The sequence below is a fragment of the Mycobacterium branderi genome (genome assembly GCF_010728725.1).
GTDB lineage: Bacteria > Actinomycetota > Actinomycetes > Mycobacteriales > Mycobacteriaceae > Mycobacterium > Mycobacterium branderi.
Map to the genome: position 1 here is coordinate 4230920 of NZ_AP022606.1, position 20668 is coordinate 4251587.

General features: G+C 67.8%; 18 protein-coding genes. 11 read left to right on the top strand and 7 right to left on the bottom strand.

Going from position 1 to position 20668, the window contains the following annotated elements:
• Nucleotide 1: 1 nt before the first annotated feature.
• On the bottom strand, nt 2–925 hold the full coding sequence (locus G6N47_RS20415; RefSeq protein WP_083132830.1) for an adenylate/guanylate cyclase domain-containing protein: 924 nt from the start codon (nt 923–925) through the stop codon (nt 2–4).
• Nucleotides 926–1144: 219 nt separating this feature from the next.
• Between G6N47_RS20415 and G6N47_RS20420 the strand changes: the two genes are divergently transcribed.
• Nucleotides 1145–2197, top strand: a complete 1053-nt coding sequence (locus G6N47_RS20420) for an oxygenase MpaB family protein (RefSeq protein WP_139799605.1) — start codon at nt 1145–1147, stop codon at nt 2195–2197.
• Here the strand turns inward: G6N47_RS20420 and G6N47_RS20425 are convergent.
• From G6N47_RS20425 to infC, 4 genes are read right to left on the bottom strand one after another with little or no spacing between them, the layout of a single operon-like run.
• Entirely contained in the window at nt 2194–2958 is a 765-nt protein-coding gene (locus G6N47_RS20425) for a TrmH family RNA methyltransferase (RefSeq protein WP_083132831.1), read from the bottom strand. The two genes, G6N47_RS20420 and G6N47_RS20425, sit on opposite strands and share 4 nt — an antisense overlap.
• Before the next feature lie 6 nt (nt 2959–2964).
• Complete coding sequence (gene rplT / locus G6N47_RS20430) at nt 2965–3354, bottom strand: 50S ribosomal protein L20 (protein WP_083132832.1); 390 nt, start codon at nt 3352–3354, stop codon at nt 2965–2967.
• A 32-nt stretch (nt 3355–3386) separates the two neighbouring features.
• Nucleotides 3387–3581, bottom strand: a complete 195-nt coding sequence (gene rpmI, locus G6N47_RS20435) for a 50S ribosomal protein L35 (RefSeq protein WP_045383206.1) — start codon at nt 3579–3581, stop codon at nt 3387–3389.
• A 29-nt stretch (nt 3582–3610) separates the two neighbouring features.
• Nucleotides 3611–4201 carry a translation initiation factor IF-3 gene (gene infC / locus G6N47_RS20440; protein WP_139799606.1) on the bottom strand — a complete coding sequence of 197 codons (591 nt, stop codon included), beginning with the start codon at nt 4199–4201 and terminating at the stop codon, nt 3611–3613.
• A gap of 353 nt (nt 4202–4554) precedes the next feature.
• Here infC and lysX point away from each other — a divergent pair, with 353 nt between their 5' ends.
• From lysX to G6N47_RS20470, 6 genes are all read left to right on the top strand, one after another.
• Nucleotides 4555–7872 (top strand): bifunctional lysylphosphatidylglycerol synthetase/lysine--tRNA ligase LysX, encoded by a 3318-nt coding sequence (gene lysX, locus G6N47_RS20445; RefSeq protein WP_083132834.1) that lies wholly within the window; start codon nt 4555–4557, stop codon nt 7870–7872.
• Nucleotides 7873–7933: 61 nt separating this feature from the next.
• Entirely contained in the window at nt 7934–9379 is a 1446-nt protein-coding gene (locus G6N47_RS20450) for an alpha/beta hydrolase (RefSeq protein WP_179966401.1), read from the top strand.
• 9 nt (nt 9380–9388) lie between these two features.
• A complete protein-coding gene (locus G6N47_RS20455; RefSeq protein WP_083132835.1) occupies nt 9389–9805 on the top strand; it encodes a DUF6653 family protein in 417 nt (138 codons plus the stop codon).
• A 9-nt stretch (nt 9806–9814) separates the two neighbouring features.
• Nucleotides 9815–10030, top strand: coding sequence for a hypothetical protein (locus G6N47_RS20460; RefSeq protein ID WP_083132836.1), 216 nt, complete (start codon nt 9815–9817; stop codon nt 10028–10030).
• Complete coding sequence (locus tag G6N47_RS20465) at nt 10027–11202, top strand: winged helix DNA-binding domain-containing protein (protein WP_083132837.1); 1176 nt, start codon at nt 10027–10029, stop codon at nt 11200–11202. The genes G6N47_RS20460 and G6N47_RS20465 overlap by 4 nt, the downstream gene beginning before the upstream one ends.
• Before the next feature lie 5 nt (nt 11203–11207).
• On the top strand, nt 11208–11732 hold the full coding sequence (locus G6N47_RS20470) for a GNAT family N-acetyltransferase (protein WP_163659706.1): 525 nt from the start codon (nt 11208–11210) through the stop codon (nt 11730–11732).
• Here G6N47_RS20470 and uvrA read toward each other — a convergent pair.
• The gene (gene uvrA, locus G6N47_RS20475; protein WP_083132839.1) at nt 11722–14625 is read right to left on the bottom strand and encodes an excinuclease ABC subunit UvrA; all 2904 of its coding nucleotides are present in this window, start codon (nt 14623–14625) and stop codon (nt 11722–11724) included. The two genes, G6N47_RS20470 and uvrA, sit on opposite strands and share 11 nt — an antisense overlap.
• Nucleotides 14626–14672: 47 nt before the next feature.
• On the opposite strand from uvrA, the gene G6N47_RS20480 reads away from it, so the two are divergent.
• The 3 genes from G6N47_RS20480 to lnt are packed head-to-tail and all read left to right on the top strand — an operon-like array spanning nt 14673 to nt 18364.
• Nucleotides 14673–15344: an MBL fold metallo-hydrolase gene (locus G6N47_RS20480; protein ID WP_083132840.1), complete on the top strand. Its 672-nt coding sequence runs from the start codon at nt 14673–14675 to the stop codon at nt 15342–15344.
• 42 nt (nt 15345–15386) lie between these two features.
• On the top strand, nt 15387–16886 hold the full coding sequence (locus tag G6N47_RS20485; protein WP_083132841.1) for an Hsp70 family protein: 1500 nt from the start codon (nt 15387–15389) through the stop codon (nt 16884–16886).
• The gene (lnt, locus tag G6N47_RS20490; protein WP_083132842.1) at nt 16883–18364 is read left to right on the top strand and encodes an apolipoprotein N-acyltransferase; all 1482 of its coding nucleotides are present in this window, start codon (nt 16883–16885) and stop codon (nt 18362–18364) included. The genes G6N47_RS20485 and lnt overlap by 4 nt, the downstream gene beginning before the upstream one ends.
• Here the strand turns inward: lnt and G6N47_RS20495 are convergent.
• Nucleotides 18317–18760, bottom strand: coding sequence for a universal stress protein (locus G6N47_RS20495; RefSeq protein WP_045383227.1), 444 nt, complete (start codon nt 18758–18760; stop codon nt 18317–18319). The genes lnt and G6N47_RS20495 overlap by 48 nt on opposite strands.
• Nucleotides 18761–19047: 287 nt before the next feature.
• On the opposite strand from G6N47_RS20495, the gene G6N47_RS20500 reads away from it, so the two are divergent.
• Nucleotides 19048–20613 carry a mannosyltransferase gene (locus G6N47_RS20500; RefSeq protein ID WP_083132843.1) on the top strand — a complete coding sequence of 522 codons (1566 nt, stop codon included), beginning with the start codon at nt 19048–19050 and terminating at the stop codon, nt 20611–20613.
• The last annotated feature ends 55 nt before the right edge of the window (nt 20614–20668 follow it).

The window sequence follows — 20668 nt, forward strand, 5'->3', positions numbered from 1 at the left end:
ACTATGCCTGCGGATCGTCGTCCGATGCGTCGTCGGCACCTGACAAATCCCTGGCAGTTTTTAGTCGGTAGATGGCCAAGTCCGGCGGAAGTCCGGGCGTTTTGGCACCGAACATCGGGCGATGCACCCGCTTGGCGACCAGGCCCAGCTCGTCGAGATCGGCTTGCGCCAGGTGGTCGAGGGTGGTGCCGGAGACCATGATGCCGCCCCTGGTGGCGCGTTCCATCACCCGTGCCGCGATGTTGACGTCAACTCCGAGCCAGTCGGAGGCCAGCCGTTGGGGCCGCCCTGTGTGGATGCCGACCCGCATGCGTGGCCGATAGCCGTTCACCTCGACCGACTTCATGGCGCGCCGAGCGGCGGAGGCGGCCCTCACCGCGACGAGCGGATCGGCGAACACAGCCATGATGCCGTCGCCCATCCGCTTGACGATGTGGCCGCCGGCATCCAGCAGCGGCGGTTCCACGGCCCGGGCAACGCGGCGCAGCAGGGTCAGCGTCGCGTCGTCACCGGCTTGCAAGGACCACGACGAGAACCCCACCAGGTCGGTGAAGACGATCGTCACCTCGGGATTGGCCGGGCGCCGGGAAACCGCCTCGGTCAATGCCTGCCATACCTGAAGCGCGCCGAGACCGAACTGGCGAGATGCGCCGTCGCGGTCGAGGAGGCGATCCGCGGCCCGGGCGGCGGCACGAGGACCGCCGTCGCCGGCGGTGGACAGTGGATCGCCGAAGTCGGGATCTCCGGGCAGGACGCGCCGCGCACGCCGGATCAGGTCGACGACGGCGGGGTTCTGGTTGCGTTCGCGCAGCCACTCCGCCGCCCCGCGGATCGACACGGGGGAACGCTTCTCGTCTGCAGACGGAGCCGGCGCGGTCGCCGTTTGCTCGGGCTCGCCGGACGCCGGATGGGGCCCGAGTTCCACGTGTCCCAGCGTAGGTGCTGCCCTCAGCGGCGGGCAACGACCGGCGTGGTGGCATGCGCCACCGTGGCCGACGAATTGCCTGATCACACGCGCGCATCGGTGGGGCGGACACTCGATAACGCCGGCTTGCGGCGCACCGCCGAAATCATAGACAACATACGTTGTCAGCCTTATCGTGGAGTCATCTGGACCCGGGAGGCCATGATGACCACGACGTCGATGCCGTCCGCCGAACCCCGGCCCGTCGCAGCTGCAGAGCGGAATTCCGCCAAGGCCGAGCCGCTGGGGCCGGATTCGCTCACCTGGAAGTATTTCGGCGACCTGCGCACCGGAATGATGGGTGTCTGGATCGGCGCGATCCAGAACATGTATCCGGAGCTGGGCGCCGGCGTCGAGGAGCATTCCATCCTGCTGCGCGAACCGCTGCAGCGGGTGGCCCGCTCGGTCTACCCGATCATGGGAGTGGTCTACGACGGCGAGCGGGCGCCCCAAACCGGGGAGCAGATCAAGCAGTATCACCGCACGATCAAAGGTGTCGACGCGGCGGGCCGCCGCTACCACGCGCTGAACCCGGAAACCTTCTACTGGGCGCATGCGACATTCTTCATGCTGGTGATCAAGGTCGCCGAGTACTTCTGCGGCGGGCTGACCGAGGCCGAGAAGCGCCAGCTGTTCGACGAGCATGTGCAGTGGTACCGGATGTACGGGATGAGCATGCGCCCGGTGCCCAACTCGTGGGAGGAGTTTCAGGAGTACTGGGACCGGGTGTGTCGCGACGAGCTGGAGATCAATCAGGCCACTCTTGACATCTTCAACATCCGCATTCCCAAGCCGAAGTTCGTGCTGATGCCCACGCCGATCTGGGACCAGTTGTTCAAGCCGCTGTCGGCCGGGCAGCGCTGGATCGCCGCCGGGCTGTTCGATCCGCCCGTCCGGGAAAAGGCGGGGATGCGCTGGACGCCCGGCGACGAAATCTTGTTGCGGCTGTTCGGCAAGGCGGTCGAGCTGGCCTTCCTGGCGGTTCCCGACGAGATCCGGCTCCATCCGCGCGCGCTGGCCGCCTACCGCCGCGCCGAGGGACGGATTCCCGCCGACGCGCCGCTGGTCGAGGCACCGCGATTCATGGCCCCGCCGCGGGACCGCCGCGGACTGCCGATGCACTACGTTCCGCCGCGCAGCAAGAACCTGATCGAGCGGGCCGGTTCGCTGGTGCACACCACGTTCTCGCTTGCCGGTCTGCGACCGGCCCGAGGCCGAGGCAAGGCCGCCTAGACCAGCGCCCGGGCGCTCTGGTAGAGGCAAATCGCCGCGGCCGCAGCAACATTGAGGCTCTGCGCGCCGCCGGACATGGGGATGCGCACCCGGTGATCGGCGTGCCCGGCCACCTGCGCCGACAAGCCATGGGATTCCGCCCCGAACAGCCACGCCGTGGGCCGGCTCAGCTCGGCGGCCTCCAAGGCCAGTTCGCCGTCCACGGTGGTGGCCAGCACCTGCAGCTCCGCACCGCGTAGCGCCGCAACGACGGCTTCGACTTCCGGGGCGACGATCACGGGCACGGAAAAGATGCTTCCGGCGGAGGCCCGCAGACACTTGCCGTTGAACGGATCGACGCTGTGCCCGGCCAGGATCACCGCCGCGACACCCATCGCGTCGGCCAGGCGAATCAGGGTGCCCGCGTTGCCCGGCTCGCTGATGTCGACCGCTACCGCGATCAGCCGTGGGGCACCGGCCAGCACGTCTTCCAGCCTGGCGGTGGGCATTTCGCAGACCGCGACCAGCCCTGCCGGAGTTACCGTGTCGGACAAGGCTTTTGCGGCCCGTTCAGTGACGACGTGCACGTGGTGCCCGGCCAGCAACGTGGCGTAGCGCTGCGCCGCCGACTCGGTGGCAAATACATCCCGGACCAGGCTGCGCCGCGAAGCGGCCTGGACAAGGTGGGCGCCCTCCACCAAAAACCGCCCGGTCCGGCGGCGGGCGACATGCCGGTGTAGCTTGACCGCCGCGACCACCCGGGTCGAGCGCTCGGTGAGCACCAGGGTTTAGGCGGCCTCTCCAGAGGGAGCGTTGACGTGTTCGGGCAGCGCGGCACGGGCGACGTCGACCAGCGCGGTGAACGCGGCAGGATCGCTGACGGCGATCTCGGCGAGGTTCTTGCGGTCGACCTCGACACCGGCGGCCTTCAGACCCTGGATCAGCCGGTTGTAGGTGATGTCGTTAGCGCGGGCCGCCGCGTTGATCCGCGAGATCCACAGCTTGCGGAACTCACCCTTGCGCGCACGACGGTCGCGGAAGGCGTAATTCAGTGAATGTAGTTGCTGCTCTTTGGCTTTGCGGTAGAGCCGAGAGCGCTGGCCGCGATAGCCTCGCGAGGCCTTCAGGACGGTGCGCCGCTTCTTTTGGGCGTTGACTGCCCGCTTCACGCGTGCCATGGGATGTTCCTATCGTCGGGTGGTGGTGCCGGTCAGCCGTTCAGCATCTTGTTGACGCGCTTGGTGTCGTTGGCTGACACCGCGGTGCGCCCCTCCAGCCGGCGGGTGCGCGTGGTCGGCTTGTGCTCCAGCAAGTGCCTGCGATTTGCCTTCTGGCGCACGATCTTTCCGGTTCCGGTGCGCCGGAATCGCTTCGAGGCCCCGCTGTGGGTCTTGGCCTTGGGCATGTGTCCTCAGTTCTGCTGTCTTCTGGTGTTTACGTTTCGGTGTCGCCGTTGTGTGCCGGCGCGGGAGTGGGGCTGCCGGCCTGTTGCGCCGCCCGGGCGCGAGTCTTCGCGCCGCGGTGCGGTGCCAGCACCATCGTCATGTTGCGTCCGTCCTGCTTGGCTGACGTCTCGACGAATCCGTAGTCGGCGACGTCGGCGCCCAGGCGCTGCAGCAGTCGATAGCCCAGCTCGGGCCGTGACTGCTCGCGTCCGCGGAACATGATGGTGACCTTGACCTTCGATCCCGCCTCCAGGAAGCGGATCACGTGACCCTTCTTGGTTTCGTAGTCGTGATCGTCGATCTTGGGTCGCAGCTTTTGTTCCTTGACGACGGTCTGCTGCTGGTTTTTGCGAGACTCGCGTGCCTTCTGCGCCGCCTCGTATTTGAACTTGCCGTAGTCCATGATCTTGCAGACCGGTGGCCTGGCATTCGGGGCAACTTCGACAAGGTCGAGATCGGCGTCCGCGGCGACGCGGAGTGCATCTTCGATACGCACGATGCCTACCTGCTCCCCTCCCGGGCCGATCAAACGGACTTCAGGTACGCGGATGCGTTCGTTGACGCGGGTCTCAGTGCTGATGGGGCCTCCTGGGTTCGTTGTTCGCGGTCGCGGCCAACCCGTGTCGGAGGTCCAGCGGTCGAAATACCACCCCACCAGCAAAAAAGCCCTGCGTAAGCAGGGCCCAGTGCCGACCGGTCGCGGCCCGTCATAGGCCGAGCCGCCTGCGTTGTCCGCAGAACCGGCACCGCCAGGTGCCGGTGACCGGACCGTTGAGCCTTTCTGGCCAACGGTGGGAGTGGGACTCCACTTGCTGTCCCTGGCCTTCGCCGGGACGGTCGCGTCGCCCAGTCTAGCAGTGCCGATGCCTCAACCCGACATGCGCGGCTTCCTGCTCAGGCGATCCCCGGTTTCAGGGAATATCCTCGCGGTCTGTGACACTCACTGTGCACCGCGCCAAAAGCAGGCCAGCCTCGCGCTATCACTGGGTCCCCGCCGCCGCCGGTTGGACCGTCGGCGTGATCTCGACCCTGTCGCTGCTGGCCAGTGTGTCGCCTTTGGTGCGGTGGGCCATCAAGGTGCCCCGCGAATTCATCAACGATTACCTGTTCAACTTCCCCGACACCAGCTTCGCCTGGTCGTTCGTGCTTGCCTTGCTGGCCGCCGCGCTGACCGCACGTAAACGCATCGCCTGGTGGCTGTTGGTGCTCAACCTGGTGGTGGCCGCGGGATTGAACATCGCCGACTTGACGACACCGGACAGGACCGCGGTGGAGACCGTCGGGGAGAACATTGGTTTGGCCGTGCACTTGGCCGCCGTCGTCCTGCTGGTGTTGGCCTACCGGGAGTTCTGGGCGAAGGTCCGTAGCGGCGCGCTGGTCAAGGCGGCGGCCACGCTGGTTGCCGGGTGGTCGATCGGGATCGCGCTGGCCTGGGGGCTGGTCGAGTTGTTTCCCGGATCGCTGAAACGCGACGACCGGTTCTTCTACGTGGTCGACCGCGTCGTCGGGTTCGCGCTGGCCGGCCAGGGTTCGTTCACGGGCAGGCCGCACATCTTTCTCAATGACCTGTTCGGATTGTTCGGCGGTCTGGCGCTGATCGTCGCGGCAATCGTGCTGTTCCGATCCCAGCGCGCCGAGAACGCGCTGACCGGGGAAGACGAGTCGGCCATCCGCGGGCTGCTCGAGTTGTGGGGAAAGAACGATTCGCTGGGCTACTTCGCCACGCGCCGGGACAAGTCGGTGATCTTCGCGCCCAGCGGCCGCGCAGCGATCACCTACCGGGTGGAGGTCGGCGTCTGCCTGGCCAGCGGCGACCCGGTGGGCGACCCGAGGGCGTGGCCCCAGGTCATCGACGCGTGGCTGCAACTGTGCCAGACCTACGGCTGGGCTCCCGGCGTCATGGGCGCCAGTTCCCAAGCGGCCAAGGCATTTCGGGAGGCCGGCCTCAATGCCCTGGAGTTGGGCGACGAGGCGATCCTGCACACCGCCGACTTCAAACTGTCCGGCCCCGACATGCGCGCTGTGCGCCAAGCGGTGACGCGGGCCCGCCGCGCGGGATTGCGGGTGCGTATCCGCCGCCACCGCGACATCGCCGCCGACGAGATGGCAGCGCTGATCTCGTGCGCAGATGCCTGGCGCGACACCGAAACCGAGCGGGGCTTCTCGATGGCCCTGGGCCGGCTCGGCGATCCCGCCGACGGAGACTGCCTGCTGGTGGAGGCGCTGCAGCAGGACAACCGGGTGGTGGCGATGCTGTCGCTGGTGCCGTGGGGACAAAACGGGGTGTCACTCGATTTGATGCGACGGTCACCCCAGTCGCCGAACGGCACCATCGAGCTGATGGTCAGCGAACTCGCACTGAACGCCGAACACCTTGGTATCAGCCGTATTTCACTGAACTTCGCGATGTTCCGCTCGGCGTTCGAGCAGGGCGCCCAACTCGGAGCCGGCCCGGTTGCCCGGTTGTGGCGCGGCTTGCTGGTGTTCTTCTCGCGCTGGTGGCAGTTGGAGACGCTGTACCGCTCGAACATGAAATACCAGCCCGAGTGGCTACCGCGCTACGCCTGCTATGAAGACGCCAGGCTGATTCCGCGGGTCGGAGTGGCTTCGGTGATCGCCGAAGGCTTTCTGGTGCTGCCGTTTTCGCGGCGCAACGAGCAGCACACCGGCCACCACCCGTCCGTGCCGCCGGTCCTGGTGGAAACCGGCCTGCTGCATCACGACGGCTCGACGCCCGACGTTTCCAGCCTGCGCAAGATCGAGCCGCCGGATGTCGACGGACCCCGTCGGCGGTTGCCCGAACAGGTGCGAGTCCGGCTTGCCAAGCTGGAGGCGTTGCAGGACAGCGGTATTGACGCCTACCCGGTTGGGAATCCGCCGAGTCATACGATCGCCCAGGCGTTGGATGTCCAGGACCAGACCACCGTGTCGGTGTCCGGGCGGGTGCTGCGGATCCGCGACTTCGGCGGAGTGCTGTTCGCGGTGTTGCGGGACTGGTCGGCCGACATGCAGCTGCTGCTCGACAATTCGGTCCTCGAGCAGGGCCGCGCCGCGGACTTCACCAAGGCGATCGACCTCGGCGACTTGGTCGAGGTGACCGGAAAGTTGGGCTTTTCCAAGACCGGGACCCGGTCGCTGATCGTGCTGCGCTGGCGGTTGATCGGAAAGTGTCTGCGTCCGCTGCCCAACAAATGGACCGGGCTCGCCGACCCAGAGGCGCGGGTGCGCAGCCGCTACGTGGACCTGGCGATCAACTCGGATTCCCGCCAGCTGATAACGGCCCGCAGCAAAGTACTGCGAGCGATCCGGGAGACGTTGACCGCCAAGGGTTTTCTCGAAGTCGAAACACCGATCCTTCAGCAGGTCCACGGCGGCGCCACCGCTCGCCCGTTCGTCACCCACATCAACACCTATGACCTGGATCTGTACCTGCGGATCGCGCCGGAGCTCTACTTGAAGAGGCTGTGTGTCGGTGGCGTGGAGCGAGTTTTCGAACTGGGTCGCGCATTTCGTAACGAGGGCGTCGACTTCAGCCACAACCCGGAGTTCACCCTGCTGGAGGCCTACCAGGCGCACGCCGACTACCTGACATGGGTGGACGGCTGCCGGGAGCTGATTCAGGCCGCCGCCGAGGCCGCCAACGGTGCGCCGGTGGTGATGCGCCCGCGCCCCGACGACGGCGGCGTGGAACCGGTTGACATCTCCGGGATGTGGCCGGTCAAGACAGTGCACGAGGCGGTGTCGGAGGCGCTCGGCGAGCACGTCGACACCGGCACCGAACTTGCGAAGCTGCGCAAGCTGTCGGAGGCCGCCGGAATCCCCTATCGGCCCCGGTGGGATGCCGGCGCGGTGGTGCTGGAGCTCTACGAGCACCTCGTCGAGGCGAAAACGGGGCCACCGACGTTCTACACCGACTTTCCGACCTCGGTGTCGCCGTTGACCCGACCGCACCGGCGCAAGGCCGGTGTTGCCGAACGCTGGGACCTGGTGGCCTGGGGCGTCGAGCTGGGCACCGCCTACAGCGAGTTGACCGATCCGGTGGAGCAGCGGCGACGCCTGCAAGAACAGTCCCTGCTAGCTGCCGGCGGCGACCCTGAGGCCATGGAACTCGACGAGGACTTCCTGCAAGCGATGGAATATGCGATGCCGCCGACCGGCGGGCTGGGCATGGGTGTCGACCGCGTCGTCATGCTGATCACGGGCCGCAGTATCCGCGAGACGCTGCCCTTCCCGTTGGCAAAGCCCCGTTAACCGTACGTACCTGCCGCGTTTCACAGCTAGCAATCAGAAACGCCGGTCAGGATAAGTCACAATGGATCCTGTGACGCCTTCGACGACGACGGTCGCCGCCCCGCTGCTGGTGGGTCATCACACCTCGTTGATGCACGGCTGGGTGCCGGTCGCGGTGCAGGCCGCTGCCGCGGTCGCGCTGGTGTTAGCCGTCGGATGGCGGTCGCGCCGTTGGCGGCTGGTGTGGCTGCCCGTGGCCGCCGCCGTAGGTGTTGCGGTGACGTGCTGGGCGTACTGGTACATCGCCGACGACGGTCTGGCCGGCGAGCCTGCGCCGCGCACGTTGTGGATGTGGATCGCGCTGAGCGGCGCGGCCGGCGCGGTGCTGACACTGGGCTGGCGAAGCGCACGCTGGTGGCATCGCGCCGCATCGGTGGCAGCGGTGCCGCTGTGCCTGCTGAGTTCGGCGCTGGCGCTCAACGGCTGGGTCGGTTACTTCCCGACAGTGCAGACGGCGTGGAACCAGCTCACCGCCGGCCCGTTGCCCGATCAGACCGACGCGGCGGCCGTTACGGCCATGGCCGCCAAGGGCGCCCAGCCGCCGCGCGGCAGCGTTGTGCCGGTGACGATCCCCGCCGACGCGTCGCACTTCAAGCACCGCGGCGAGCTGGTATATCTGCCGCCGGCATGGTTCGCGGATCCGCGGCCGGCGCTGCCGACGGTGATGATGATCGGCGGCGAGTTCAACACCCCCGCCGACTGGCTGCGCGCCGGCAACGCGGTGAAGACCGTCGACGACTTCGCGGCCGCGCACGACGGCAACGCGCCGGTGCTGGTGTTCGTGGACTCCGGCGGCGCGTTCAACAACGACACCGAATGCGTCAACGGCAGCCGGGGTAATGCCGCCGATCACCTGACCAAAGACGTTGTGCCCTTTATGGTGTCTCGTTTCGGCGCCAGTCCCGACCGCTCGAAATGGGGCATCGTGGGCTGGTCGATGGGTGGCACGTGCGCGGTGGACCTGACCGTGATGCACCCCGAGGAGTTCAGCGCGTTCGTCGACATCGCCGGCGACGTGGGCCCCAATTCGGGAACCAAGGCGCAGACGATCGCTCGGCTGTTCGGCGGCGACGCAGCGGCCTGGGCGGCATTCGACCCGACCCAGGTGATCACCAAACACGGCCGCTACAGCGGGGTTTCGGGTTGGTTCGCGGTCAACGCCACGCCGCGTCGCGCAGTCACGGTGGTCGGCAGCGGCGGGGCGGAGGACCGGGGCGCCAGTCCCAATGGCACCGCGGCGGCAGCCGAATCGCTGTGCACGCTCGGGCTTGCCCACGGCATCGACTGCGCAGTCGTCGCCCAGCCCGGCAAACACGATTGGCCCTTCGCCGATCGGGCATTCACGGCTGCGCTGCCGTGGCTGGCCGGCCAGCTGGGCACGCCCGGCGTGCCGCGGATCCCGTTGCCGGTCGACGCTCCGCCTGCTCCGTCGGCACCGGTGCCGACCGCGCACGCGGCCGCCAGATAACCGCGCCGGATGCCGTCGATTTCGCGTGTCCGCCGCGCCGTCTTCGCGCGTCATTCCAACCCGTGGAGCGCGTGGACGCGGTGGGCCAGCACCCCGCTGGTGCTGGTGCCGGTCTGGACGCGGCGGCGGAGCCACGCGGCGGCGGTCGGGCTCTGGCTGGCCGTCAACCCCGTCGTCTTCCCCAAACCCGCCGACGACCGGAATTGGGCGACCCGCGCGATGCTCGGCGAAGAACTGTGGATTGTCAAGCGGCCCAAGGACACCGCCGCTGCGGTCAGCGGCGTGACATCCGCCGTCGCCGTCGTCGCGATTGTCGCTGCACGCCGCCACCGGCTGGCCGCGGCGGCAGCGGCGACCGTCGTGCAGATGGCGCTGACGCTGGTGTACTGGGCGCAGATGGCACGTTATCTGGACCGCCAGCGGTAACGTGGCGTCATGACCGAACGCGACTACGACGACTCCGGCGTCCCGACGTTCGAATCAGTCCGCGAGAAGATCGAGACCCGCTACCAGACGTCGATCGGCGCCGCCGAACTGGACGCCGAAACGCCGGAGGGCCGCAACGTCGAGGAGCAATACCGGGAACGGCAGCAGGCAGCAGCCGACCGCCTGGCCGAAATCCGCGAATCGATGCACGAGGATGACCGCTGAGAGGCTTCAGTGTCGCGGAGCGGCGTAACCGCTTGGCGCGCCGGCATTTTCTGTCCAGCAACGGTTCGGCGCCCGACGCGGCGATTGCCACCGGGCTGGTCGGATTGCATGCCACCGACCCCGCCACACCGTATCTTTCGCTGTGGGCCCGGTCGGCGGGCTTCGTCACCGACGACCTCGACCGCCAGCTCTACCAGCAGCGCGCGCTGGTCAAGCATCTGGCGATGCGCCGAACGCTCTGGCTGGTGGACACCGGGGACCTGGCAATGGTTCAGTCGGCCGCCAGCGACAGGGTCGCAGACAACGAGCGGCGCCGCCTGATCGCTGACGTGCAGAAGGCCGGTGTCGCCGCGGACGGCCAGCGCTGGCTCGACGCGGCGTGCGCCGCGGTACTGGACTACCTGGCCGAGCACGGGCCGGCCAGCAGCCGGGAGCTGCGAGAGGCGCTTCCCGAACTCGCCGGAACCTATGACCCGGCGCCCGGAAAACGTTGGGGCGGTGCGGTTTCGCTTGCTCCGCGGGTGCTGACCGTGCTGTCGGTTCGCGGCGACGTCATCCGCGGTCCCAACGACGGCAGCTGGACCGTGTCGCGGCCGCGATGGGTCACTGCCGCGGACTGGCTCGGCGAGCGGCACGAGCCCGTGCCGGCCGACGCCGCCCGCGCCGAGCTGACCCGCCGATGGCTGCGGGCCTTCGGGCCCGCCACCGCCGAGGACATCAAGTGGTGGTTGGGCACCACGATGACGGCGGTCCGCAAGGCGCTGGCCGACATCGGGGCGGTTAGAGTCGACCTGCACGGCAGCCCGGGCTTTGCGCTGCCCGACGATCTCGAGGCCGAACCCGACGTCGAGCCGTGGTGTGCGCTGCTCCCCGGGCTGGACCCCACCACAATGGGCTGGTACCAACGCGATTGGTATCTCGGTGACCACCGCGGCCAGGTGTTCGACACCAACGGCAACGCCGGCCCCACCGCCTGGTGGAACGGCCGCGTGGTCGGCGGCTGGTATCAGGACAGCGACGCCCGGATCCAGTTGCAGCTTCTCGAAGACCCGGGCCGCCAGGCGCGGCGTGCGCTGCAGCGGCGCGCCGACGAGCTCACCGACTGGCTCGACGGCGTGCGGGTCACTCCGCGGTTTCTGTCGCCGCTGACGAAAGCCACGGCCGCACGATAGCGATGGTGACGCTACGCAAGATGCAACTGGCCGACCTGGATATCGTGCGGGCCTGGCTCAGCACGCCTGAGGTGGCTCGTTGGTACCTGCCCGGTTCCACGATCGACCGGGAACTCGAGGATCTGCGCCGAAGCATCGCCGGCGAGCAGCCCACCGAGGTTCTGGTCGTCGTCGAGCAGAACGAACCGATCGGGTGGTGTCAGTGGTATCTCTGCGGCGCGTACCCCGATCACGCCGCCGCATTGGGAGCCGAACCGGAGGACGCAGGAATCGATTACGCGATCGGCGAACCCGGGCGCCGACAAAACAACCTGGGAACCGCCGTGGTCGCGGCGCTGGTCGCTCACGTCAGGAAGCACCATCCCTCCGCCGGGATCATCGCCGATCCCGAGGCCACCAATATCGCGTCGCGAAAAGTGTTGGAAAAGAACGGTTTCCAGCTAGTCGACGAACGGCCGGTGGCATCCGAGCCGACACCGGCCCCGATGGCGATCTATCGACTGGCACCCGCAACGGAGGCTAGGCGCTGACCCGTCGCCGTCCGTTCTTGCGGGGTGTCTGTACTCCAAGCGTCTCGGCCAGGAACTTGCCGGTGTAGCTTTCCGGCACGGCCGCAACATCTTCCGGGGTACCCTCGGCGACAACGGTGCCACCTTCGGCGCCGCCCTCGGGACCCAGGTCGATGATCCAGTCCGACGTCTTGATCACGTCCAGGTTGTGCTCGATGACGATCACCGTATTGCCCTTGTCGACAAGACCGTTGAGCACATTGAGCAATTTGCGGATGTCGTCGAAATGCAGGCCGGTGGTGGGCTCGTCGAGGATGTAAACCGTGCGGCCGGTCGAGCGCTTCTGCAGTTCGGAGGCCAGCTTCACCCGCTGCGCCTCCCCGCCGGACAGCGTCGGCGCCGGCTGACCCAGCCGCACGTAGCCCAGACCCACGTCGACCAGCGTGCGCAGATACCGGTGGATTCCGGTGATCGGCTCGAAGAACTCCGCTGCCTCCTCGATCGACATGTCCAGCACCTCGGAGATGGTCTTGCCCTTGTAGTGCACCTCGAGGGTTTCCCGGTTGTAGCGCGCACCGTGGCACACCTCGCACGGCACATATACATCCGGCAGGAAGTTCATCTCGATCTTGATGGTGCCGTCACCCGAACAGGCTTCGCAGCGGCCGCCTTTGACGTTGAACGAGAACCGACCCGGCTGGTAACCACGCACCTTGGCCTCGGTGGTGGCGGCGAACAGCGTGCGGATCTTGTCGAACACCCCGGTGTAGGTGGCCGGGTTGGACCGCGGGGTACGCCCGATCGGCGACTGGTCAACCCGCACCAACTTGTCGACGTGGTCGAGGCCGGTGACCCGGGTGTGCCGGCCGGGGACTTGCCGGGCGCCGTTGAGTTTGTTGGCCAGCACCGCGGCCAGGATGTCGTTGACCAGCGTCGACTTTCCGGAACCGGATACCCCGGTAACCGACGTCAGCACCCCGAGCGGGAACGCGACATCGATCTCGCGCAGGTTGTGCTCCCTCGCACCGACGACGGTGAGTTGCCGCTTGCCTCTCTTGTCTACGGGCCGCCGAATTGCCGGTGTCTCAATGCTTTCCCTGCCCGACAAGTAGGCGCCGGTGATCGAGTTCTTGTTCCGCAGCAGTTCGTCGTAGGGCCCGCTGTGCACGATCTGGCCGCCGTGCTCGCCGGCGGCAGGGCCGATGTCGACGATCCAGTCGGCATGCGCGATGGTGTCCTGGTCGTGCTCGACGACGATCAGCGTATTGCCCAGATCCCTGAGCCGCGTGAGGGTTTCGATGAGACGGCGGTTGTCGCGCTGATGCAGTCCGATCGACGGCTCGTCAAGCACGTAGAGCACGCCGACCAGCCCGGAGCCGATCTGCGTGGCCAAGCGGATGCGTTGCGCCTCACCGCCGGACAGCGTGGCCGCGGCCCGCGACAGCGACAGGTATTCCAGCCCGACGTCGAGCAAAAACCCAAGTCGCGACTGGATCTCCTTGAGGACCTGCCCGGCGATGGCCTGCTCGCGCGGGCCCAGCGTCAGCTCCCGAAGGAAATCCGCGCAGTCCGAGATCGACAGCTCGCACACCTCGGCGATGGACTTCTTGCCGTGCTCCCCCGCCGCCAGCGTGACTGCCAAGATCTCCGGCTTGAGCCGTGTCCCGCCGCACTCGGGGCACGGCACGTCGCGCATGAAGCCCTCGTAGCGCTCCTTCATCATCTCGGACTCGGTCTGGTCCATCTTGCGCTGCAGGAACGCCAGCACGCCTTCGAAGTCGGCGTAGTAGGAGCGGGTGCGCCCGTAGCGGTTGCGGTAGCGCACGTGCACCTGCTCGTCGCAGCCTTCCAGGATTGCCTTGCGCGCCTTGGCCGGCAGCTTGCGCCACGGGGTGTCGACGTCGAAGCCCATCGACTCGCCGAGGCCGGCCATCATGCGGGTGAAGTACTCGGCGGTGTGGCCCATCGACCAGGGCGCCACCGCGCCCTCGGCCAGGGTCAGCTCCGGGTCGGGCACCACCAGGTCCGGGTCGACCTCCTTGCGGATGCCCAGCCCGCTGCACTCCGGGCAGGCGCCGTAGGGCGAGTTGAACGAAAACGACCGCGGCTCAAGGTCATCCACGGCCAGCGAGTGTCCATTAGGGCAGGCCAGCTTCTCGGAGAACCGCTGTTCGCGGTTGTGCGCGTCGTGTTCGTGGTCGACGAACTCCAGCACCACGATGCCGTCGGCCAGGTTCAGCGCGGTCTCCACCGAATCGGTGAGACGCTGCTTGGCGCTGGCCTTGACCGTCAGCCGGTCGACCACGACCTCGATGTCGTGCTTCTCCTGCTTTTTCAGCTTCGGCGGGTCGGTCAAAGGGTGCACGACGCCGTCGACGCGGACCCGGCTGTAACCCTGGGCGTTGAGCTTCTCGAACAGGTCGACGAACTCGCCCTTGCGGGTGCGCACCACCGGGGCCAGCACCTGGAATCGGGTGCCCTCCGGCATGGCCAGCACCTGGTCGACGATCTGCTGCGGGGTCTGGCGGGCGATCCGGTGCCCGCAGACCGGGCAGTGCGGGGTGCCGGCGCGGGCGTACAGCAGCCGCAGGTAGTCGTAGACCTCGGTGATGGTGCCCACGGTCGATCGCGGGTTGCGGTTGGTCGACTTCTGGTCGATGGACACCGCCGGGGAGAGCCCCTCGATGAAGTCGACGTCCGGCTTGTCCATCTGGCCCAGGAATTGGCGGGCATAGGCCGACAGCGACTCCACGTAGCGCCGCTGCCCCTCGGCGAAGATGGTGTCGAACGCCAGCGAAGACTTTCCCGACCCGGACAGGCCGGTGAAGACGATCAACGCATCACGCGGCAAATCAAGATCAACGCTGCGCAGGTTGTGCTCACGCGCACCCTTGACGATCAGGCGGTCACTCATCGTTTCCCATGCTAGGTGTCGGTACCGACAGCAGTACGGTGGCGCCTATGACAATCCTGGACGACAACTACACGGGCCACGTCGAACCTGGCACCGCGGCACGTCGCACCCTGCCGGGCGCGACGATCGTGAAGGCGTCAGTCGGACCGATGGACAACAACGCCTACCTGGTGACGTGTTCCCAAACCGGAGAAACCCTGCTGATCGACGCCGCCAACGGCGCCGACGTCCTCATCGACCTGGTACGACGCTACGCACCGAAGGTATCGCTGATCGTCACCAGCCACCAGCACTTCGACCACTGGCAGGCGCTACAAGCCCTGGCCGAAGCCACCGGCGCGCCGACCGCCGCCCACGAGATCGATGCCGACGCGTTGCCGGTCAAACCGGACCGGCTGCTCAAAGGCGGCGACACCGTGCACATCGGCGACCTGACGTTCGACGTCATCCATCTGCGCGGCCACACCCCAGGGTCGGTCGCGCTGGCCCTCGACGGCGCGGACGAAACCACGCACTTGTTCACCGGCGACTGCCTGTTCCCTGGCGGCGTCGGAAAGACATGGCAGCCCGGCGATTTCGAGCAGCTGCTCGACGACGTCACCACCCGGGTGTTCGACGTGTACGACGACTCGACCGTCGTCTATCCCGGCCACGGCGACGACACGACGCTGGGCGCCGAACGGCCTCACCTCGGCGAGTGGAAGACGCGCGGCTGGTAATCAACCACGCGAAACGCGCTGCAGCGCCTAAGCTTAAGCGCGATGAGGGTGGGCATCGATTTCGGCACAACGCACACGGTCGCGGCGGTCGTCGACCGCGGCAACTACCCCGTGGCGTCGTTCGACGGGTCCGACACCTGGCCGTCGCTCATCGCCGCCAACGAGGACGGCGAACTGCGCTTCGGTTTGGATGCGGCCGCGGTGCGCCACCAGCCCGGCTGGTCGGTGCTGCGCTCGTTCAAGCGGCTGCTCGGCGACGCCGGGCCCCGTACCACGGTCGAGCTGGCCGGGCGCCGCTACCGGCTCGCCGACCTGTTCGCGCGCTTTTTGACCCAACTGAAAACCGATCTGGAACAACGCTCCAACGTCGACCTGACGCCGGGCGAGCGGATCGAGGCCGCAATCAGCGTCCCGGCCAACGCGTCGAGCGCCCAACGCTTCTTGACCCTCGATGCATTCGCGCAGGCGGGCTTCGAGGTCATCGCGCTGCTCAACGAGCCGTCGGCGGCGGGCTTCGAGTATGCCCACCGCTACCGCTCGACGATCACCGCCAGGCGCGAGTATGTGCTGATCTACGACCTCGGCGGCGGAACCTTCGACGCGTCGCTGCTGAAGATGACCGGCCGCCACAACGAGGTGATCACCAGCGAGGGCATCCAGCGCCTCGGCGGCGACGACTTCGACGAGGCCATCCTCGAACTCGTCCGCACCGGCGGCAAACTCGGCCCACTCGACCACACCGCCCGGCACCTGCTGCTCGAAGAGTGCACCAGCCGCAAGGAAGCCGTCGGCCCGAACACCCGCCGCTTCCTGGTCGATCTCGACGCGGTCGGCAAGCCGCCGTTCTCCTGCCCGATCGACGACGTCTACGCGGCCTGCGCGCCGCTGGTCGACAAGACCATGACGGCCCTCTCGCACGTGCTGGAGGACCTCGAGTGGTCGGAGGTGGCCGGCATCTATGTGGTGGGCGGCGCGGGCAGCTTCCCGCTGGTCGCGCGGATGCTGCGGGCGTCGTTCGACGAGAAGCGCGTCAAACGCTCACCGCACCCGTTCGCGGCGACCGCCATCGGCCTGGCCGCATTCCTCGACAAAGAAGCGGGATTCGCGCTCTCCGAGCGTCTTTCGCGGCATTTCGGCGTGTTTCGTGAGGCGCACGCCGGCGAGGACGTCAGCTTCGACCCGATCGTGTCCAAGGGCGTGCAGCTGCCCACAGACGGCCAGTCCCCGCTCGTCGTCACGCGAAGCTACCGCGCGGCGCACAACATCGGCCACTTCCGGTTCGTCGAGTGCAGCCGGCTGCGCGACGGCCACCCCGACGGCGACGTCACGCCATACGACCCGGTCTTCTTCCCGTTCGACCCCGAGCTCAACGACGAGCCCGACCTCCGGCGGCGGCCGGTCAGCCGGCGCGACGACGGACCCGACGTCGAAGAGCGCTACGTCGTCACGCCGGGCGGAGCCGTCGAGGTCACCCTCACCACGCGACCCGATCGGTTGACTCGTACGTTCCGGCTCGCGCGCCACGGCCCCGCCAGCGCGTGAGATACCTGCCCGGCTGGGCAGCGGCGCTGGTTGCCGGCGCATTGCCGGCGTTCGCCTTCCCTGCGCCCTCCTGGTGGTGGCTGGCCTGGTTCGTGCTCGTCCCGTTGCTACTCGTCGTGCGCGCCGCGCCGACGCCCGTCGACGCCGCCGTGCGGGCGTGGTGCGGCCTGATCGGCTACGTGCTGAGCACCCAATATTGGCTGCTGCCCGTTAGCGGGCCCGCGCTGGTGCTGATGGCCGTTGGTGTGGGGGCACTGTGGCTGCCGTGGGGCTGGGCGGCGCATCGATTGCTGTCGCGATCGCCACCGGCCGCGCTGCTCGTCCTACCCAGTGCGTGGGTGGCGGGCGAGGCGGTGCGGTCCTTGCCGGGTCTGGGCGGTCCGTGGGCTGCGCTGGGCGCCTCGCAGTGGAACCAGCCCGCGACGGCGGCCTCGGCAGCCGTCGGCGGCATGTGGCTGACAAGCTTCCTGATCGTCGCGGTGAACACGGCGATCGCCAGCGTGATTCTGCAGCGGCGCCGCGCGGTCCCCCTGGTCACGGCGGTGGTGTGCGCAGGCCTCGGCCCAGCCTGGTTGGTGCTGGGGCCGGCGCCTACGGCGGGCGCGACGGCACGGGTGGCGCTGGTGCAGCCGGGTGTCGTCGACGACTCCGCCGCCCGGCAAGCAGCCTCCGAAGCGTTGACCGCGACGCTGGCGGGCCAGCGCCTTGACCTCGTCGTCTGGGGCGAGAGCAGCGTCGGCGCCGACCCGGGCGGCCACCCCGAGGTCGCGCAGCGGCTGTCCGACCTGTCCCGACGGGTCGGTGCCTACCTGCTGGTCAACGTCGACGCGCCCGCCGCGAGCGGCGGGATCTACAAGTCTGCGGTGCTGGTCGGGCCGACCGGATTGCTGGGTTTCTACCGCAAGACTCGGCTGGTGCCGTTCGGCGAATACGTGCCGCTGCGGCCGCTGCTCGGCTGGCTCACCCGGCACACCAAGGCTGCCGCCGAAGACCGCCGCAGCGGCGACGGACCCGTCGTGCTGCACGCCGGCTCACTCGCACTCGGGCCGTTGATCAGTTTCGAAGCGATCTTCCCCGACCTCCCGCGCCGCGAAGTTCAACGCGGCGCCGAGCTGCTTGCCTACCAGACGTCGACGTCGACGTTTCAGGGAAGCTGGGCCCAGCCGCAGTTGGCGGCGGCGGTGGCGATGCGCGCGATCGAAGTGGGCCATCCGGCGGTGCATGCCGGATTGTCCGGCGACAGTTCGGCTTTCGACGCGCGCGGCCGCACACTCGCCTGGCGTTCGTCGAGCTATCGCGGTGTGGTCGTCGTCGACGTTCCGCTCGGATCGAACACCACTGTGTACCAACGGCTGGGTGATTGGCTGCCGGCGTTGGCATTTACGATCCTCGCCGGCGCCGGAGTCGTGGCTATCGTGCGGTCGCGCGGCTCAAGGAGTGGTGTGCACGATCAACACGTCGACCTTGGCCCGCCGTGAGACGTTGGCCGGCACCGATCCCAGGAGCCGGCCGGCGATCGTGCTCAAGCCGACGTTTCCGACCACCAGCAGGTCGGCGTTGACTTCTTCGGCGAGGCCGACCAGCGCGTCGACCGGGGCACCGACGACCGATCGCTCCTCGATGTTCTTGGCGCCTGCGGCGTGCGCCCGGTCTTTGGCCTCGCGCAGGATCGCGTAAATCGGCGCGCTGCCCGACACCTTGTAGCTTTCGTCCTTCAAGACGTCGGCGGCCCGCGGGTCCTCGTGCTGGGGCAGGTACGCCGTCGCGATGATCAGCTTCGCGTCCGCCCCGGCGATGTTGCCTGCCCGGTCGACCGCGCGCAGCGATGAGTCCGAGCCGTCGGTTCCCACCACCACGGTCTTATAGGCGCTCATTTACCCTCCCAGGTGTCGGTTGCTACGCCAACCCAAGACAGTATCGCTTTGCCGGATGCCAGGGTTGGATTTGCGACACACCACGCAGGCGGCCATGACCGGTGTGATCCAGCCCCGCGACTGGCGCTGTGGCGCCTGCCGCGGTCGAAGGGGTCTCGATGTGACTGGGATACCCTGCCCACCAGTGCATTTCACTAGGCAGTGCCGCCACGGGCCAGCGGGCGTGGTTGATCGGCCCCACTATTGGTAATGAGGTTCACCACAGGAGCCTTACAGTGACAGGAATTATGGCTGCCCCGATAGTCGACGAGCCCGCGGCCGCGATCGCCCCCAGCGGTCCGCGCCCGCGGCCCCGCGGCAGGGTCCTCGACCCGTTGCTGATTGCGCTGCTCGCGGCCGTCCTCAGCGGCGCTGCGGCCAGCCGGCCGTCGTTGTGGTTCGACGAGGGGGCGACGATCTCGGCGTCGGCGAGCCGCTCGTTGTCCCAGCTGTGGCGGCTGCTGGGACATATCGACGCCGTGCACGGGCTGTATTACCTGCTGATGCACGGCTGGTTCGCGGTGTTTCCGCCGACGGAATTCTGGTCGCGGGTGCCGAGCGCGCTGGCTGTGGGCGCGGCCGCGGCGGGTGTGGTTGTCTTCGCCAGGCAGTTTTCGCCGCGCAGCACCGCGGTCTGCGCGGGCATCGTGTTCGCGATCTTGCCCCGGGTGACGTGGGCAGGTATCGAAGCTCGCCCCTATGCGCTGGAAGCGACTGCCGCCGTGTGGCTGACGGTCTTGTTCATCGTGTCGGCGCGACGCAACCGGCCGTGGCTGTGGCTGCTCTACATGCTGGCGTTGATGCTGTCGATTCTGTTGAGCATCAACCTGTCGCTGCTGGTGTTGGTCTACGCCGCGGCGCAGCCGCTGCTCGCGCGCGGGAAGCCCGCCGTTATCTGGTGGACGGCCACTTCGTTGGGCGCGCTGGCGCTCATGGCGCCATTCGTGGTGTTCGCCCACAGCCAGGTTTGGCAGGTCAAGTGGATCACGACGCTGAAGCGGAACCTGTTCCTCGATGTCGTGCATCGCCAGTATTTCGACCACAGCGTCCCGTTCGCCATTCTCGCCGGCGTGGTGGTAATCGCGGCCATCACGCTTCGGCTGGCCGGCCGTGCGGCTCCGGCGGGCGATATGCGTCGCCTGCTGATCATCTGCGTCGCCTGGATCGTCCTGCCCACGGGCGTGATCCTGATCTACTCGGTGTTCGGCGAACCGATCTACTACCCGCGCTACCTGATCCTCACCGCGCCTGCTGCCGCCGTCGTGCTGGCCGTCTGCATCGTCACCATCGCCCGCGGGCCGTGGGCGATCGCCGGCGTACTGATCCTGTTCGCGGCGGCCGCGTTCCCGAATTACCTTTTCACCCAACGCGGTCCGTATGCGAAAGAAGGCTGGGACTACAGCCAGGTGGCCGACGTCATCACCGCTCACGCGTCGCCCGGTGACTGCCTGCTGGTCGACAACACCGTGCGCTGGTTGCCCGGGCCGATCCGCGCGCTTCTGGCGACCCGGCCGGCGGCCTTCGCGCCGTTGGCCGACGTCGAACGCGGCGCCTATGGACCCGATCACGGCACGCTGTGGGACGGTCATGTCGCAGTGTGGCTGGTACTGCCCCGGTTGGCCAAATGCACTACAGTGTGGACGATTTCGAGTCGTGACAAGACGCTGCCCGACCACCAGAGCGGCAGGTCGCTTGCCCCTGGGCCGCTGTTGGGACATGCGCCGGCCTATCAATTCGCGGGCGAACTCGGCTTCCACATCGTCGAACGCTGGCAATTCCATTACGCGCAGGTGACGAAATCCATTCGGGGCTAGCGGGTCCGGCCGTACCGCGAGCGTGCACGCTCGCGCTGGGCGATCGCAACCGCGG